Origin of the sequence: Lysobacter sp. TY2-98, from assembly GCF_003367355.1 — a bacterium.
Taxonomy (GTDB): Bacteria; Pseudomonadota; Gammaproteobacteria; order Xanthomonadales; family Xanthomonadaceae; genus Cognatilysobacter.
Genome location: NZ_CP031413.1, coordinates 406605 through 422290, shown reverse-complemented (window position 1 = coordinate 422290; position 15686 = coordinate 406605). Strand labels below are relative to the sequence as shown.

The following is a 15686-nucleotide window of genomic DNA, read 5'->3' as shown; positions in this document are numbered from 1 at the left end:
ATGCGAACCCTGCGTGCGTTCGTTCTCGCGATGCTCGCCCTGGCCGGCTGCGCGCATGCGTCGCGACCGCTCAAGCCCGTCGCGAACGTCAACCTGTCGCACTTCATGGGCGACTGGTACGTCATCGCACACATTCCGTCGTACCCCGAGCGCAATGCGTACAACGCCATCGAGTCGTACATGCTCCGGCGCGATGGACGCATCCAGACGCACTTCCGCTACCGCAATGGCAGTTTCGACAGCCCGGTCAAAGTCATGCAGCCGGTCGGCACGGTGCGCCCCGGCACGTCGAACGCGGTCTGGGGCATGCAGTTCGTGTGGCCGATCCAGGCCGAGTACGTGATCGCCTACCTCAGCCCGGACTATTCGCTGACCATCATCGCCCGCAACAAGCGCGACTACGCGTGGATCATGGCGCGCACGCCGACGATCTCCGACGCCGCGTACGCGGATGCGGTGCAACGACTGCAGGCGATGGGCTACACGCTCGAAGGTCTTCGCAAGGTGCCGCAGCGCTGGCCCGAGCCGGCGGTGGACGCGGAGCGAGCCACCACTCCGTAGATGTACGGGTCGCGTTTCGGTGCTTGTGCGCTGGAGCGGACGCGGACTCGGCGCGACGCTCCCGCGGCCATGCGCACTGCGCTGGCCTCCCCCATCGCACGAGGAAACCGTTATGCGTACTCGAGTCCTGAATACGATCGGCCGGTTGCTGCTGGTCTCCGCGCTCGCGCTTCCGATGACGACCTTCGCCGCACCCACCGTCTCGACCACCGGCGGCCAGACCACCGTGCAGCTCAGCCCGACATTCACCGGCGCGCTGGCCAGTCTCGGCGTCGCCGCGTCGGCGAGCTATCCCGCGCGCCTGAGTGGTGCCGTTGCAGCGTTGCCCATCCCTACCGGTGAAATCGATCTGGGAACGGTCAAGGGCGAGATCGTGCACGACGGTGGGCTCAACCTCATCGCCGGCGCGCGCCGCGTCAACATCAGCAGCTTCGTGATCGACACCACCGGCCCGTCGCCCGTGCTGACCGGACTCGTCAAGGTCGACGACACGTTGCTCGGCCGCCTCAACCTGTTCGATCTCACGCCGACGTCCGCACCGCAGGTCAACCGCAGCGCGTACGCTGGCAAGCTGCGGCTGTCCGGTGTGCAGGCGAAACTCGCGGCCGACGCGGCGGCGGCGCTCAACTCTGTGTTCAACGTCAGCGCATTCGCTCCCGGCCTGCCGATTGGCGTGGCCAGCGTCGATACGTCATTCATCGAACCCGATCGCTGATCCGAGCCAGTGCGGAAGCCCGTTCGACGGTGGACGTCGCTCCACCGTCGGACGGACGCCAATGGCTCACAGGCGCTGATGCAGCCCGCATAGACTGACGGCGTCGCTCTTCGGGTATCCCGCCATCGTGAAGCTTCGTTCGCGCCGAGTCGCCGCGCTCGTGGCCCTCGGCCTGGTGGCAGCGGCATGGCTGACCTGGGTCACGCGGTTGCGTCCTGTCGACCCGCGAACCGGCCCACGACCCGTTGCGCTGAGCGACGGCTGGACACTGTCGACGCCGCGCGCCGAGGGCTTCGACGAACAAGCGCTCGTCACCGCGGCGGAACGCCTGATGGACCGGCCACTTAACGTGCACGCGATCCTCGTCGAGCGTCATGGTCGGCTTGTGCTCGAGATGTACCAGGGCGGCCCGGATCGCTCGGTCTACTCGCTGCTCTCCACACGCCAGTCGTTCGGCCCGGGCACGTTGCACGACGTGCGATCGGTGGGAAAGACTGTCACGTCGCTCCTGTATGGCGTCGCGTTCGAGCAGCGGAAGGTGCCCGCACCCGATGCAGCGCTCGATGGCAGCTTCCCGCACCTGGACGGCGTCGCGGCTGACAACGCACGGCGCATCCGTGTCCGCGATCTTCTCGACATGAGCAGCGGTTTGGAGTGGACGGAGGGGCGGCCCGGCCTCAACGACGAGCTGAAGCTCTTCTGGAAAACGGACGTGCCGACCTACGTACTCGACCGGCCGATCAAGCCTGCACCGGGCACCAGATTCAACTACAACGGCGGCGGCACCGCCCTGCTCGCCCAGCTCATCGCCGACGGAACGGGCAAACCCCTCGACGAGTTCGCGAATGAACGCCTGTTCGCACCGATGGGGATCACGCGGTGGGCGTGGTTGCGGGACACGCCCGGGCGCCCGATGGCGTTCAACGGGCTCCGCCTGCGTCCGCGCGACCTACTGAAGTTCGGGCGCCTCGCGCTCGAGGAAGGTCGCTGGAACGGGCGCCAGCTCGTCCCTGCCGACTGGATTCGAGATGCGTGGGCACCGGGGCTGCGGACTGACGTGGCCGATTTCCGCTATCGCGCTCAGTGGTGGTCCGGAACTGTCTCCTGGCGGGGACGCCCGATCAGGTGGCACGCCGCGTTCGGAAACGGCGGTCAACGCCTCTTCGTCGTGCCACAGCTCGATCTCGCGGTGGCGACCACGGCGGGCGCCTACGACGAGCTGCCCACCGCGATCGCAGTCAACGAGTTCATCGGAGACGTGGTGCGCAGCGTCGCGAACTGAGGGCGACGCGATATCGCGGTCTGCTTTCCGCCGCATCGCGACACTGGCGCGTGCCGACTCCGGGATCCGCAGCGCGTCGTCACCGTCAATCCCAACGCGACCAGAGCAGCGATCGAGCTCGAGAATGCGGAGCGCGCTTGTCGGCGATGGTGAGCGAGCTGCTGTCGGTGGCGCCGGTGCAATGCAGGTGGCGGAGCGGTCGACCGCTGCCGTAACCCCGTTGTCGGCACCGCAAGCAACCCATCTTCGTCGGCGAATCCGTCACGAGGACCGCGCGCGTGCGAGCGCAGACTCCCTAGCGTCTAACCTCGCACTGCTGGTCGTGCATTTCAACCGAGTAAACGGTGCGACGAGGACGACACGCCGCCGACAACGCGGTGCTCGCGATGGCGGTCTGAACTTGCCTCGCTGGAAGTGACAGGATCAATACGGAAACCGACTTGGGCGCGTTAGCGCGCCGGTCGAGCGTTCCCGCGCCGATGACTCGCGAGCACTCCCGGAAACTTCCGCCCTCGACCAGCGCCGCGCACCTTCCGGCGGCTGGCGCTCACCCCTTTCCGGCGACCGTGGATAACGCCGCGCTGGCGACCGGACGCTGCAGATCTGGCGCAGGCTGCCGGATTGAGAGCGCAGCTGCCCGCGACAACCCATCTTCACAGTCCATCGACGTATTCGAGCGTCAGCTGTATGCGGATCATGAGTGCTCCAGGAAGGCCGCTCCATTTCGAATATCCCCCAGACGAAGGAGGTTTGGAATGATTCTGTCCAAGCAACATCTCGTGATGGCCCGTCCGCTGGCACTGGCGATCGTCGCCGCGCTCAGCCTCGCCGCCTGCGCGACCTACGATGACGATTTTGCGCGGATCAATTCGCGCCTCGATCAGCTCGATTCGAAGGTGCAGAGTGCGGCCCAGAGTGCCGACGCCGCCAACCAGTCCGCGCAGCGCGCCAATCAACGGCTGGATGCGATCGAGGGCCGCGTGCAGCAGCTCGAGACGGCTCCGCGTCGCAAGCCGCGCGGTTGATCGCGTTTGTACGATCCACAACGAACAGCCTGAATCGACGATCCGGTGGCCTTCGCTGGCCACCGGCGTCTTTTGCTGTTGCGAGTCTTCGATCTACCTGGGGAACCGTCCCATCCGTACGTCCACACACGCTGCGATCCGGGCTGCTTGCGGTGCGCTGACGCTTGCGCTGGCATTCGCGAGCTTCGGCGCGGTGGCTGCCGACGACGGCACCCCACCGGTCGAAGCCGTCGACCAGCTCCCGCAAGGCCAGGACGTGTCCAGCACGGTGATCGAGCTGGCCGGCTGGGTCGTCGCCACCAAGGACAGCGAAGGCTATCCGTTCGCGATCATCGACAAGGCGGCTGCACAGGTCCTGGTGTTCCGTGGCGACGGCCGTCTTCTGGGCGCGGCGCCCGGTCTGTTCGGCTCGGCGATCGGCGATCACTCGGCCCCTGGCGTGGCAGGTCTCGCGCTTGCCGAAATTCCGGGCCGGGATCGCACGACGCCCGCCGGTCGCTTCGTGGGCGGGTTCGGCCCCTCGATCGACGCCGGCCGCGTGTTGTGGGTGGACTACGATTCCTCGGTCTCCATGCACCCGACCGCTACGGGCGTCCCCTCTGAGAAGCGCGCCGAGCGCCTCGCATCCGCGTCACCGGACGACAACCGCGTCACGCATGGCTGCATCAACGTATCGCCGGAGTTCTACGAGCAGGTCGTCCGCCCGACGTTCGAAAAGGGCGGCGTGTTCTACATCCTGCCGGACACGACGCCGCTGGCCGAGGTCTTCCCGGAGTTCGTGCAAAGTCGCGAGACTGCGCAACACAGCAGTGGAAGACACGCACGGTCCGCCCGCCGCTGAAGGCCGCATGGGCGTTTCGTGTCTTCGCGTGCGATCCCACGGATGACCTCGCTCGCGCGCTGAGCCTCGACGCCCACAGGGCACTGGGGTGATCGGGCCTCGCCTTCCACTGTCTGAATCCGTTCGGGCGCACCTATATGGGCGCGATCGACGAGACGCATCGCCGCCAGGTGTCCCCGACGGGCTGCGCACGGCAGCAGACGCGATCGCGGGCACAGCCCGATGAAGCGGCACCGCCGCAGCCCTGCTCCATCGGTCGTGTTCTGATCTCGTGCCCCTTGTCCGAGGGGCTTCATTCGCCGCACCGAGGTGGTCGCGCTCCTCGCACCGCGTGCGCTCGATCACAGATGCCCCAGCCGCGGACAGCTCAAGAACTGCCGCGTTCCGCCCGTTAACAACACCGATGGATAGGCTCTCCTTCATCGGCGTCGTGCTCGCGCTTGCCGCGTTGCTGGGCGGCAGCGTGCTCAAGGGCGCGGGGCTCGCCGGGCTGTGGTCGCCCGCGGCGTTCGTCATCGTCATTCTCGGCACGCTCGCAGCGATTCTCGTGCAGACGCCGATGGCGACGTTCCGTCGCGCCATGAAGATCGTGCGCTGGGTGTTCAGCCCGCCGGCGCGCGACGGTCACGCCCAGGTGCGCCGCATCGTCGACTGGAGCAATACCGCGCGCCGCCAGGGCCTGCTCGGCCTGGAGCCGGAACTGTCGGGCGTACAGGACGACTTCCTGCGCAAGGGTCTGCAGATGGTGGTCGACGGCAGTGAGCCGGAGCAGATCCGGCAGACGCTCGAAATCGAACTGCAGAGCCAGCAGCATCGCGACATGGCCGCCGCCAAGGTGTTCGAAGGCATGGGCATCTACGCGCCCACGCTCGGCATCATCGGCGCCGTGCTCGGCCTGATGGCGGTGATGAAGAACCTCGCCGATCCGGGCCATCTCGGCCACGGCATCGCCGCCGCGTTCACCGCGACGATCTACGGCATCGGTTCGGCGAACCTGATGCTTCTTCCGATGGCATCCAAGCTCAAGGGCGTGATCAACGCGCAGGCCACCGAGCGCGAAATGCTGATCGAAGGCCTGGTCGCAATCGCGCAGGGCGAGAACCCGCGCAACATCGAATCACGCCTGACGGGATACCTGCACTGATGGCGCGCCGCTTCGCCCACGAGGAGCACGTCAACCACGAGGCCTGGGCCATTCCCTATGGCGACCTCGTGACGCTGCTGCTCGCGTTCTTCGTCGTGATGTACGCGATCTCGTCGGTCAACGCGGGCAAGTACCGCGCGGTCGCGGATTCATTGTCGACCGCGTTCGGCGGACCGCCGAAGTCGATGGCGCCGGTGCAGCTCGGCCGCACGCAGCTGCGCGGTTCCGACTACGACCGCCCGTCGCTCGCCACCGCCGGTGCGGCCGGTCCGACCCGCAGCGCGCCGGTGAACGTGCCGCGCCTGCACGAGAACAACAACACCGATTCCGCAGCGCCGAGTGCCACGCGTGAAAGCGCGTCGCATGCGCAGCTGCGCGGCCTCGGTGATCGCATCGGTGATGCACTCTCCGGCCTCGTACAGCAGAAGCTCGTGCACGTACGCCAGGGCAGCGACTACCTCGAAGTCGAAATCCAGAGCGACCTGCTGTTTCCCAGCGGTTCCGCGCTGCCGAACACGCTGGCGGTCGACACCGTGCGCAAGGTCGCCGACGTGCTGCGCGGGCAGCCGAATGCGCTGCGCGTCGAGGGCTATACCGACAACCAGCCGATCGCGAACGCGCTGTACGCGTCGAACTGGGAGCTTTCCGCCGCGCGCGCGGCCAGCGTGCTGCACGTGATGGTGCAGGCGGGCATCGCGCCGTCGCGGCTGTCGATGACGGGCTACGCCGAATTCCAGCCGATCGCCGACAACGCGACCGTCGAAGGCCGCAACGCCAACCGCCGCGTGCTGCTGGTCATCCTGCCGGCCGGCCAGGGCGCCGATGCCGTGACCGGCGCGGACACCCGCGTGCGCGTCGCCGATGCGCAGGACATCCACCGCGACGGGAGGACCGGCTGATGCAGACCTGGGCAGTCGCCAACCAGAAGGGCGGTGTCGGCAAGACGACCACGACGCTCTGCCTTGCACGCGGCCTCGCCGACGCCGGCTTCCGCGTGCTGCTCGTCGATCTCGATCCGCATGCGTCGCTGTCGCATGCGTTCGGCATTCCCGTCGAGCCGCCGCCGCGTGGTTCGTACGAACTCTTTACCGATGCGACGCAGATGCTGTCGCGCCTTGCACACGGAACCCCCGTCGAAGGCCTGGTGATCTGCCCCGCGCAGCCCTCGCTGGCGACGCTCGAGCGTCGCGGCGCAACGCAGCCGGGGCTCGGCCTCGCGCTCGGTCGCGCACTGCATGCGGCACGCGATACCTACGACTACGCACTGCTCGACTGCCCGCCGACGCTTGGCCTGCTCATGGTCAACGCGCTGGCCGCGGCCGATCGCCTGATCGCGCCCACGCAGACCGATCCGCTCGCGCTGCACGGCCTGCGCGACATGCTGCGCACCGCGGACATGGTCGAACGCTCGCGTCGTCGGCCGCTGCCGCGCGCGATCATTCCGACGCTGCACGACAAGCGCACGCGCTCGGGACAGAACAGCCTCGAACAGCTGCGCGAGACCTACGGCGAGCAGGTGAGCCCCGACGCGATCCCGCTGGACACGCGCCTGCGTGACGCGAGCGCGGTCGCGACCGGCCCCAAGCTCGCGAGCCGTGGCGCCGACGCCTACCGCGAGGCGCTGCAGTGGCTCCTCGACCCCCTTTCTCTTCAGTGCGAGGCCGCCTGACATGGCCCCCATCGACGCCTATCTCGACGAACTGCTCGGCACCCAGCCCGCTCCTGCGGCCGTGGCCGCTGCGGACCTGCCGGCATCGCCCGCGGCGCTCGAACCCGAAGCCCTGATGCGCGCGGTCGAAGCGATCGAGAGCCCTTCGCCGGTCGAAACGGCCGCGTTCGACGACGCGATCGAGCCCGCGTTCGTCGCATCGGTGGTCGCGCCGATCGAGCCGCCGGTCGTGCATCCGGCCCCCGCGCCGTCGCCCGCGCGTGCACTGCCGTCGCTGGAAGCGTTCGCCGCCACGGCACCGATCGCACCGATTCCGCGCGTGCCGGTCGCCGCACCGCCCGGCCGTGCACGTACCGCGACCGGCGGCAACCGCTGGCTGCGCGTCTGCGTCGCGAACGACTCGTACGCTTTCGAACTGCTGCGGGTGCAGGAAGTCGTCCGCGTCGCGCCGGTCGTCGCCATGCGCGGCGCCGCGCATTCGGTGCTGGGCGTGATGAACCTGCGCGGTCGCATCGTGCCGGTGTTCGACCTGGGGCTGTGGCTCGACGTCGGCTCCGTGCACATCGAGGAGCGTTCGCGCGTGGTGGTGATCGAGCGCGACGACGAGCTGATCGGCGTGCTGGTGACCTGCGTCGAGGACGTGGTGTCGCTCGAACGCGAACACGTCGAACCACCGCTGCTGGGCGCGGATCCCGGGCCGACGCTCGGTGTGGCGCGTGTGACGGATGCGCCGACGGTGCTGCTGGATGCGGATGCGTTGTTTGACTGAGCACTACGGTTGATCGAGGAGCAGCTCTGCTCCGCTTTCGACGCCGTCAGCGGCCGCGCAGCTCCCGAGACAGCCCTTCAGTCAGCTTCTCTAGCCTTCGGAAAGCATCGAGGGCTATCGCCAATCGTGAAGACCCCGGAGGGGCGGCCGACACGACGTCGGCCGTCGCCACCCGAGGCAGGTTGCCGACTGTGGCGATCGCGACGCACTCGCCGATCGCGGGCTGTAGATCCGTCAAGGAAGGCCCTTTCTTTGGGGGACTTTTCTTTGGGCCAGCAAAGAAAAGTGCCTCGGCCGCGTCAGCGGACGAAACGCCTTTGGTGTCGCTTCATCCGCGGAGCAACGCGACGGGTGTCTCGCTTGCAGACGACCGCATTCCGCCGCACCAGCGCGGCCCGGCCTGAGGCCAGGCCACCCGGCCCCACGCCCGCAACGAACTGCGACCGGGCTCCCACAACACCCCCACCCCGCGCACCTCAAGTCACCCGCGCCGAGGCCGTTAAACCGGTCGTAACCCTTTCCGCGGCGAGGCGTGTCATGACCGAACTGAGCCTCCAATCCGATCTCGGCATCGAGCACGTGGGCGATCTGCAGCAGGTGCTGCTGCCCCATCTCGAAGACGACGAACCCGTTTCGATCGTCGCCGACCAGGTGCAGCGCGTGCACGCCGCCGGGCTGCAGCTGCTGCATGCCTTCGTGCGCGATCGCGCGGGCGCCGGTCGCCGCACGGTTTTCACCCTCGCATCCCCTGCCCTGGTCAATGCCGCGCGCCAGCTCGCGCTCGCGGTGAGCCTGGGCGTCGAAAACACTGAAGTTGTAAACGGAGAAACTGCGTGAGCGCGCAACTGCTGATCGTCGACGATTCCACCTCCATGCGGCAGATGGTCGCGTTCGCCCTGTCGTCGGGTGGCTACAACGTCAGCGAAGCCGAGGACGGCCAGGCCGCGCTCGACATCGCGAAGACCAAGCGTTTCGATGCGGTGGTCACCGACGTCAACATGCCGCGCATGGATGGCATCGAGCTGATCCGCAACCTGCGCCAGCTGCCCGACTACCGCTTCACCCCGCTGCTCATGCTCACCACCGAGTCGGGCCCGGAGAAGAAGCAGGAAGGCCGCGCCGCGGGCGCGACCGGCTGGCTCGTGAAGCCGTTCGATCCGGAGCAGCTGCTCGCCACGGTCCGCAAGGTCCTCGGCTAAGCCGGCAGGAGTTTTGTCCCCATGGACATGAGCCGGTTCCACGCGGCGTTCTTCGAGGAAAGCCGCGAAGGTCTCGACATCGCGGAGTCCGGCCTCCTGGGCATGGAGTCCGGTCGTTCCGACGCCGACACCATCAACGCGATCTTCCGTGCCGCCCACTCCATCAAGGGCGGCGCCGGCACGTTCGGCTTCAAGTACATCAGCGACTTCACGCACGTGATGGAAACGCTGCTGGACGAAGCACGCGCCGGCAAGCGTCATCTCGATTCCGCCGCGGTGAGTGTGCTGCTCACGTCCGTGGACGTGCTGCGCGGCATGCTGCAGTACGCCGAAAGCGGTGGCGCGCTCGACCAGCCGGCGATCGACGCCAGCAAGCGCGAGCTCGACACGCTGCTCACCGGCGTCGCGCCGCCGATGCCGACCGCCGCGGCCGCGAAGCCGAAGAGCGACGGCCCCGAGTGCTGGCGCATCCACTTCCGTCCGTTCGAGTCGCTCTTCATGAGCGGCAACGATCCGCTGCGCATGCTGCGCGAACTCGCCGACCTCGGCGCGCGCGACATCGTCTGCCTCGAAGACACGTTGCCGAAATTCGGCGCGTTCGATCCGGTCAATGCGTATCTCGGCTGGTCGTTCGAACTGCCGGGCACCGTCAAGCGCGCCGCCATCGACGACGTGTTCGCGTGGGTGGAAGACCAGTGCGATCTCGTGATCGAGGCGGTCGAACCCGAAGTCGCTGACGTCGACGTCGCGCCGGTCGCGGTCGAGACCGCGGCGTCGAACGACGCGCATGCACCGACCGCCAGCGGCGGTGGCGCCGAGAGCTCGATCCGTGTGGCCGTCACCAAGGTGGACGCACTGATCAACCTCGTCGGCGAAATCGTGATCACCCAGGCGATGCTGCAGCAGCGCGCGGAAGGCCTGGATCCCGTGCAGTTCGAAGGCCTGCTCGCTGCGATCAACCAGCTCGAGCGCAACTCGCGCGACCTGCAGGAAGCGGTGATGTCCGTCCGCATGCTGCCGGTCGACTTCGCGTTCTCGCGCTTCCCGCGCATGGTCCGCGATCTCGCGACGCGCCTGGGCAAGAAGGTGCGCCTGAAGACGGTCGGCGAGCAGACCGAACTCGACAAGGGCGTGATCGAGAAGATCGTGGATCCGCTCGTGCATCTCATCCGCAACTCGATCGACCACGGCCTCGAGTCGCCCGAGGATCGTCGCGCTGCGGGCAAGGACGAGACGGGCACGATCTCGCTCACCGCAAGGCACCAGGGCGGGCACATCGTCATCGAAGTCACCGACGATGGCCGCGGCCTCAATCGCGACAAGATTCTCGCGAAGGCGATCGAGCGCAATCTTCCGCTCGCCGAAAATCCGACCGACGCGCAGGTGTGGGAACTCATCTTCCACCCCGGCTTCTCCACCGCCGACAAGCTCACCGACGTGTCGGGTCGCGGCGTCGGAATGGATGTAGTGCGCAAGAACATCCAGGCGCTCGGTGGCAGCGTCGACATCCGCAGCGTGACGGGCAAGGGGTCGACGATGACCATCCGCCTGCCGCTCACGCTCGCCATCCTCGACGGCATGACGGTCGCGGTCGGCAGCGAAGTGTTCGTATTACCGCTCAACGTCGTCATCGAATCGCTGCAGCCGAAGGACGACGAAGTCCGCACGATTGGTGGGGGCGATCGCGTACTGCGCCTGCGCGACGACTACATCCCGATGGTCAACCTGTCCGAGCAGTACGGGTTCGGCCCGGGCACCTGCGCGATGCTCGACACACCTTCCATCGCCGTCGTGGTCGAGAGCGAAGGCAAGCGCATCGCGCTGGAAGTCGACGAACTCATCGGCCAGCAGCAGGTCGTGATCAAGAACCTCGAATCGAACTATCGCAAGGTGGCGGGCGTGTCCGGCGCGACGATCCTCGGCGACGGCCGCGTCGCGCTGATCGTCGACGCCGACGGCCTCGCGCAGCACATCCGCATGAAGGACGCGGCGTAAACCGCGCAGTCACAGGAACGCATCATGAGCACCGATAACCAAGACGTCGCGGCGATCACCGACCACGAGTACCTCACGTTCACCCTCGGCAGCGAGGAGTACGGCGTCGATATCCTGAAGGTGCAGGAGATCCGCGGCTACGACCAGGTCACGCGCCTGCCGGGCGCGCCCGACTTCGTGAAGGGCGCGATCAACCTGCGCGGCCTGATCGTCCCCGTCGTCGACATGCGCCTGAAGTTCCAGCTGTCGAACGCGACCTACGACGACACCACAGTGATGATCGTGCTCAGCGTCGCCGGACGTACGATCGGCATCGTCGTCGACGGCGTGAGCGACGTGTTGCGCCTCGAGCCCTCGCAGGTCCGCACCGTCCCCGACCTCGGCTCCGCCATCGACCGCCAGTTCCTCACCGGCCTCGGCGTGGTCGACGAACGCATGCTGATCCTCCTCGACATCGAACGGCTGATGACGAGCGAAGAGATGGGGCTCGTCGAGCAGGCGATCGCGGCGTAAGCCAAGCGACGTCACAAGCAATAGGGCCGCCGTGAAAAACGGCGGCCTTTTTTGTTCGAGCGCAGCCGACGAAGTATTCCAGGCTGCCGTCATCAGGAGTCCGCCGCCACGGATAGCGAGCTTCTGCCCTTACGAGAGCGGCGACTCGCGACGCAAACCGTAGAGACCCCGAAGGGCCGGCCGACACGATGTCGGCCGTCGCCACTTGGCGATCCGGCGCCGCCTGCGAACCGTAGGTTCGCGCGCCGGTGAGCGCCCGCCGCGCTCCGGCGGGCCGAAGGATGCCGAGTGTGGCGATCGAGAGGAGCTCGACGTCGCGAGCTGTAGATTCGTCGAGGAAAGCGCCTTCTTTTGGTTATGTTTTCTTTGCACCAGCAAAGAAAAGTAACTCGGCCGCGCCAACGGACGTAACGCCTTTGACATCGGCGTAAACGCGGCCCATAAGCCCCCGCAATACGCGATGCGATCCAGCCCTTGGGTACTAGCTGACCTAGCGACTCGAAACGAGCCCGTCAGTCGAAGCAACTGAAACGCGCGTGTTTCGAGTTTGGCATCGCACGGCTCTCAGGCCCCGCAAGAGTGACCAGTCGCTCGACGACAAACACCCAAACCCCACGCACAAAAAACCGGTCACTTTCGCGACCGGCCAAGGGTTCTTGCAGGATCCGGCTAACACCGGCCCCGCGAGCGCCAACCGCAGCCAGCGCCCTGTGACGCCGAACCGACGCCTTACAGCGAGAAGTTCAGGCGGACCTTCCCCTTGCCACCGCCCGGTGCGAACTGCCACTGGCGGACGGCCTTGACGGCGGACTGCTCGAACGTGCGCGTCGGCTTGGCGCTGACGACCGACACCGCAGCGACCTTGCCGCTCGGATCGACTTCGAACTCGACGTCGACGTAACCGGTCGTACCGGCGCGGGCGGCCTCCGGCGGGTAGGCCGGCTCGACACGCTTGATGGGCTGAAGGTCGCCAGCCTGGGCCGGCAGCGCTGCGCCCATGGCCAACGCGATCGCGAACGCGAAGGAACGGTTCATTATTTTTCTCCTGACACGGATGACGCGGCGCGTACGTGGCGCCGTGACCCCGACAACGGCCATGGCGCGGTGTTCTTGAGCGCCGCGCGCCGAATCCAGCGACCGGATCTGCAGGTTCTTGATGCGCATCGCATAACGCCGCCTGTCGGCCGCCCCGCCGCACCGGCGCGGGTTTTCCGACGCGCCGGAAGTCCGACGCGGATCACTAAAGTTCAACCCCGCGAAGCCGATGACGCACGTAGCCGACCCACGAAGGGTCTACCGCCGAGGCTGTCATGCGTTTCAACTCTTCTTTCGCCGACCGGGCCCTCGCACCCGCCACGCGCCTGATGTCGAAGCTCCGCTTCACCCAGAAGGCCATCGTCATCGGCGCCGCGTTCGTGCTGACCTGCACCGTGCTGACGGGCTTCATCGCCAAGTCCGCCTACACGGAGATGTCCGCCGCCAAGCTCGCGGCGAGTGCGTCGAAGCCGATCCGCTCGCTCGACGATGCGATGGCTGCGATGCAGCTGCACCGTGCGCTGGCGATGCGCCAGCTCTACAAGGTGCCGGTGTCGGCCGAAGCGATGGCCTCGGCGCAGACCGCCATCGACAAGGCGCTGACCGAAGTCTCCGCGTGGCAGGACGACCGCCTCAGCGGCAAGCCGCTCGACGCGCAGATCGCCACGTTCAAGGCGGCCTGGGCGAAGGCGCTGCAGCCTGGAACCGACGCGGCCAAGATGGTCGACGCACACACCGAGGCGCTGCGCCAGGCGCGCCTGCTGGTGAAGCAGATCGACGTCACCAGTGGCCTGAGCCTGTCTTCCAATCCGGCCACGTTCTACTCGAGCCGCGCCGTCGTCGACTGGCTGCCGCTGCTCGGCGAAGCGAGTTCGAGCTACGGCCTCACCGCCGTGCACGTGCTCGGCGAGCAGTCGATCTGGGCCGATGACCGCGCGAGCTTCGCCGCCGCCGGCAACATGGAGCAGTTCCTGCTCGACCGCATCGACCTCGACCACAAAGAGCTGACCCGGTTCGACAAGGAAAATGCGACCAAGGTGTCGCCCGCACTGAAGGCCGCGATCGCCGCGATCAACGGCAACAAGGCGTTCGTGCAGAAGAACGTGGTCGACGCCGAAACGCAGGACATGCCGATTCCGGCGATGGCTGCGAACAACGATGCCATGCGCGCGGCAGTGCAGAAGGCGTCCGAAGCGATGTTCGCCTCGCTCGACGACACCACCGCCGACCAGATTGCCGCGGTGCGCAACAAGACGCTCTCGGTCATCCTCGTCGTCCTTCTGTCGCTGAGCGTGGCGGCCTACCTGTTCCTCGGCTTCAGCCGTAGCACCCGCGACTCGCTGGCGAAGATCAAGAACGCGTCCGAGCTGCTGGCTGCGGGCCAGTTCCCGGAAAAGGTCGGCGTGGACAGCCAGGACGAGCTGCGCGTCATCGGCGACAGCATCGAGAACGCGGTCGGCGCGCTGCGCGGCTTCGCCAAGGCGCAGCAGGACATGTTCAACCAGCACGAGTCGGGCAACATCGATTACCGCATCGACGCGGACCAGTTCGCGGGCTCGTACGGCGTGATGGCCGACGACCTCAACACGCTGGTCGGCTCGCACATCGACGTGCAGATGAAGGTCATGGACCTCGTCGGCCAGTACGCCAAGGGCGACCTGTCGCGCGACATCGACCGCTATCCGGGCCAGAAAGCGCGCATTACCGAGTCGATGGACGCGGTCAAGGCGGGCATGCTCAAGGTCACCGGCGAAATCAAGACGCTGGTCGACGCGGCGGTCGCCGGCGACTTCAGCAAGCGCGGCAATGCCGACGCCTACGAGTTCATCTATGCCGAGATGGTCGCCAACCTCAACACGCTGATGCAGAGCGCCGACCACGGCGTGCGCGAAGTGGGTTCGCTGCTGGCCGCGGTGTCGGACGGCGACCTCACGCAGCATGCGGACGAGAATCTGCCGGGCCAGTTCGGCGACCTCGCACGCAATGCGAACCGCACCGTGCAGCAGCTGTCCGGCATCGTCGGCCAGATCCGCATGGGCAGCCAGCTCATCAACACCGCTGCGGGCGAAATCGCCTCGGGCAACAGTGATCTCTCGGCGCGTACCGAACAGCAGGCTGCGTCGCTGGAAGAAACCGCGTCGTCGATGGAAGAGCTGACCAGCACGGTCCGCCAGAACGCCGACAATGCGCGCCAGGCCAACCAGCTCGCGATCGGCGCGGCCGACGTCGCGCAGCAGGGCGGCACGGTGGTGAGCAAGGTGGTCGGCACGATGGGCGCGATCAACGCGGCGTCGCGCAAGATCGTCGACATCATCAGCGTCATCGATGGCATCGCCTTCCAGACGAACATCCTCGCGCTCAACGCGGCGGTGGAAGCGGCGCGCGCTGGCGAGCAGGGCCGCGGCTTCGCGGTCGTCGCCTCCGAAGTGCGCTCGCTTGCGCAGCGTTCGGCGCAGGCTGCCAAGGAGATCAAGGGCCTGATCAACGACTCGGTCGAGAAGGTCGGCGAAGGCACGCAGCTGGTCGACCAGGCCGGCCAGACGATGCAGGAGATCGTGACGAGCGTGAAGCGCGTCTCCGACATCATCGCGGACATCTCCGCGGCGTCGCAGGAGCAGACCAGCGGCATCGAGCAGGTGAACCAGGCGATCCTGCACATGGACGAGTCGACCCAGCAGAACGCCACGCTGGTCGAGGAAGCCTCCGCCGCCGCCCGCTCGCTCGAGCAGCAGGCCGTGCAGCTGGTGGAAACGGTTGCCGCCTTCCGTCTCGACGAGGCGCAGGCCGAAGTCAGCGCGGCGCTGGCGCGTGCGGCAGAGCCGGCGAAGGCGCACATCGCACCGGTCGCCAAGGCCGCCAGCGTCGTCGCCCCGAAGGCGCGTCGCAGCACCGCCAAGAGCAACGGCGAGCAGCACTGGCAGGAGTTCTGACGGCCCTG

The 15686-nt window shown here is 67.2% G+C and carries 15 protein-coding genes; 14 read left to right on the top strand and 1 reads right to left on the bottom strand.

Annotated features, from left to right (window positions below):
• The 13 genes from DWG18_RS01990 to DWG18_RS01930 all read left to right on the top strand — a co-directional run bounded on the left by DWG18_RS01990 (position 1) and on the right by DWG18_RS01930 (position 11713).
• Positions 1 to 561, top strand: coding sequence for a lipocalin family protein (locus DWG18_RS01990; RefSeq protein ID WP_115644919.1), 561 nt, complete (start codon positions 1 to 3; stop codon positions 559 to 561).
• A 112-nt stretch (positions 562 to 673) separates the two neighbouring features.
• Positions 674 to 1276 carry a hypothetical protein gene (locus tag DWG18_RS01985; protein WP_162823649.1) on the top strand — a complete coding sequence of 201 codons (603 nt, stop codon included), beginning with the start codon at positions 674 to 676 and terminating at the stop codon, positions 1274 to 1276.
• A gap of 127 nt (positions 1277 to 1403) precedes the next feature.
• A complete protein-coding gene (locus tag DWG18_RS01980; protein WP_115644915.1) occupies positions 1404 to 2558 on the top strand; it encodes a serine hydrolase in 1155 nt (384 codons plus the stop codon).
• Positions 2559 to 3313: 755 nt separating this feature from the next.
• Positions 3314 to 3583 (top strand): hypothetical protein, encoded by a 270-nt coding sequence (locus DWG18_RS01975; protein WP_115644913.1) that lies wholly within the window; start codon positions 3314 to 3316, stop codon positions 3581 to 3583.
• 193 nt (positions 3584 to 3776) lie between these two features.
• The gene (locus DWG18_RS01970; RefSeq protein ID WP_240318572.1) at positions 3777 to 4424 is read left to right on the top strand and encodes a hypothetical protein; all 648 of its coding nucleotides are present in this window, start codon (positions 3777 to 3779) and stop codon (positions 4422 to 4424) included.
• A 403-nt stretch (positions 4425 to 4827) separates the two neighbouring features.
• Complete coding sequence (locus DWG18_RS01965; protein ID WP_115644911.1) at positions 4828 to 5568, top strand: flagellar motor protein; 741 nt, start codon at positions 4828 to 4830, stop codon at positions 5566 to 5568.
• Entirely contained in the window at positions 5568 to 6467 is a 900-nt protein-coding gene (gene motD, locus DWG18_RS01960; protein ID WP_115644909.1) for a flagellar motor protein MotD, read from the top strand. Before DWG18_RS01965 ends, motD begins: the two co-directional genes overlap by 1 nt.
• Complete coding sequence (locus DWG18_RS01955) at positions 6467 to 7237, top strand: ParA family protein (RefSeq protein ID WP_115644907.1); 771 nt, start codon at positions 6467 to 6469, stop codon at positions 7235 to 7237. The genes motD and DWG18_RS01955 overlap by 1 nt, the downstream gene beginning before the upstream one ends.
• A 1-nt stretch (position 7238) precedes the next feature.
• Positions 7239 to 8006 carry a chemotaxis protein CheW gene (locus tag DWG18_RS01950; protein WP_115644905.1) on the top strand — a complete coding sequence of 256 codons (768 nt, stop codon included), beginning with the start codon at positions 7239 to 7241 and terminating at the stop codon, positions 8004 to 8006.
• 537 nt (positions 8007 to 8543) lie between these two features.
• The gene (locus DWG18_RS01945; RefSeq protein WP_115644903.1) at positions 8544 to 8843 is read left to right on the top strand and encodes an STAS domain-containing protein; all 300 of its coding nucleotides are present in this window, start codon (positions 8544 to 8546) and stop codon (positions 8841 to 8843) included.
• Positions 8840 to 9205: a response regulator gene (locus DWG18_RS01940; protein WP_115644901.1), complete on the top strand. Its 366-nt coding sequence runs from the start codon at positions 8840 to 8842 to the stop codon at positions 9203 to 9205. Before DWG18_RS01945 ends, DWG18_RS01940 begins: the two co-directional genes overlap by 4 nt.
• A gap of 21 nt (positions 9206 to 9226) precedes the next feature.
• Positions 9227 to 11200, top strand: a complete 1974-nt coding sequence (locus DWG18_RS01935; RefSeq protein WP_115644899.1) for a chemotaxis protein CheA — start codon at positions 9227 to 9229, stop codon at positions 11198 to 11200.
• Positions 11201 to 11224: 24 nt separating this feature from the next.
• Positions 11225 to 11713 (top strand): chemotaxis protein CheW, encoded by a 489-nt coding sequence (locus DWG18_RS01930; protein ID WP_115644897.1) that lies wholly within the window; start codon positions 11225 to 11227, stop codon positions 11711 to 11713.
• A gap of 729 nt (positions 11714 to 12442) precedes the next feature.
• Here the strand turns inward: DWG18_RS01930 and DWG18_RS01925 are convergent.
• Positions 12443 to 12877: an energy transducer TonB gene (locus DWG18_RS01925; protein WP_115644895.1), complete on the bottom strand. Its 435-nt coding sequence runs from the start codon at positions 12875 to 12877 to the stop codon at positions 12443 to 12445.
• A 146-nt stretch (positions 12878 to 13023) separates the two neighbouring features.
• Here DWG18_RS01925 and DWG18_RS15450 point away from each other — a divergent pair, with 146 nt between their 5' ends.
• The gene (locus DWG18_RS15450) at positions 13024 to 15678 is read left to right on the top strand and encodes a methyl-accepting chemotaxis protein (RefSeq protein WP_240318571.1); all 2655 of its coding nucleotides are present in this window, start codon (positions 13024 to 13026) and stop codon (positions 15676 to 15678) included.
• The last annotated feature ends 8 nt before the right edge of the window (positions 15679 to 15686 follow it).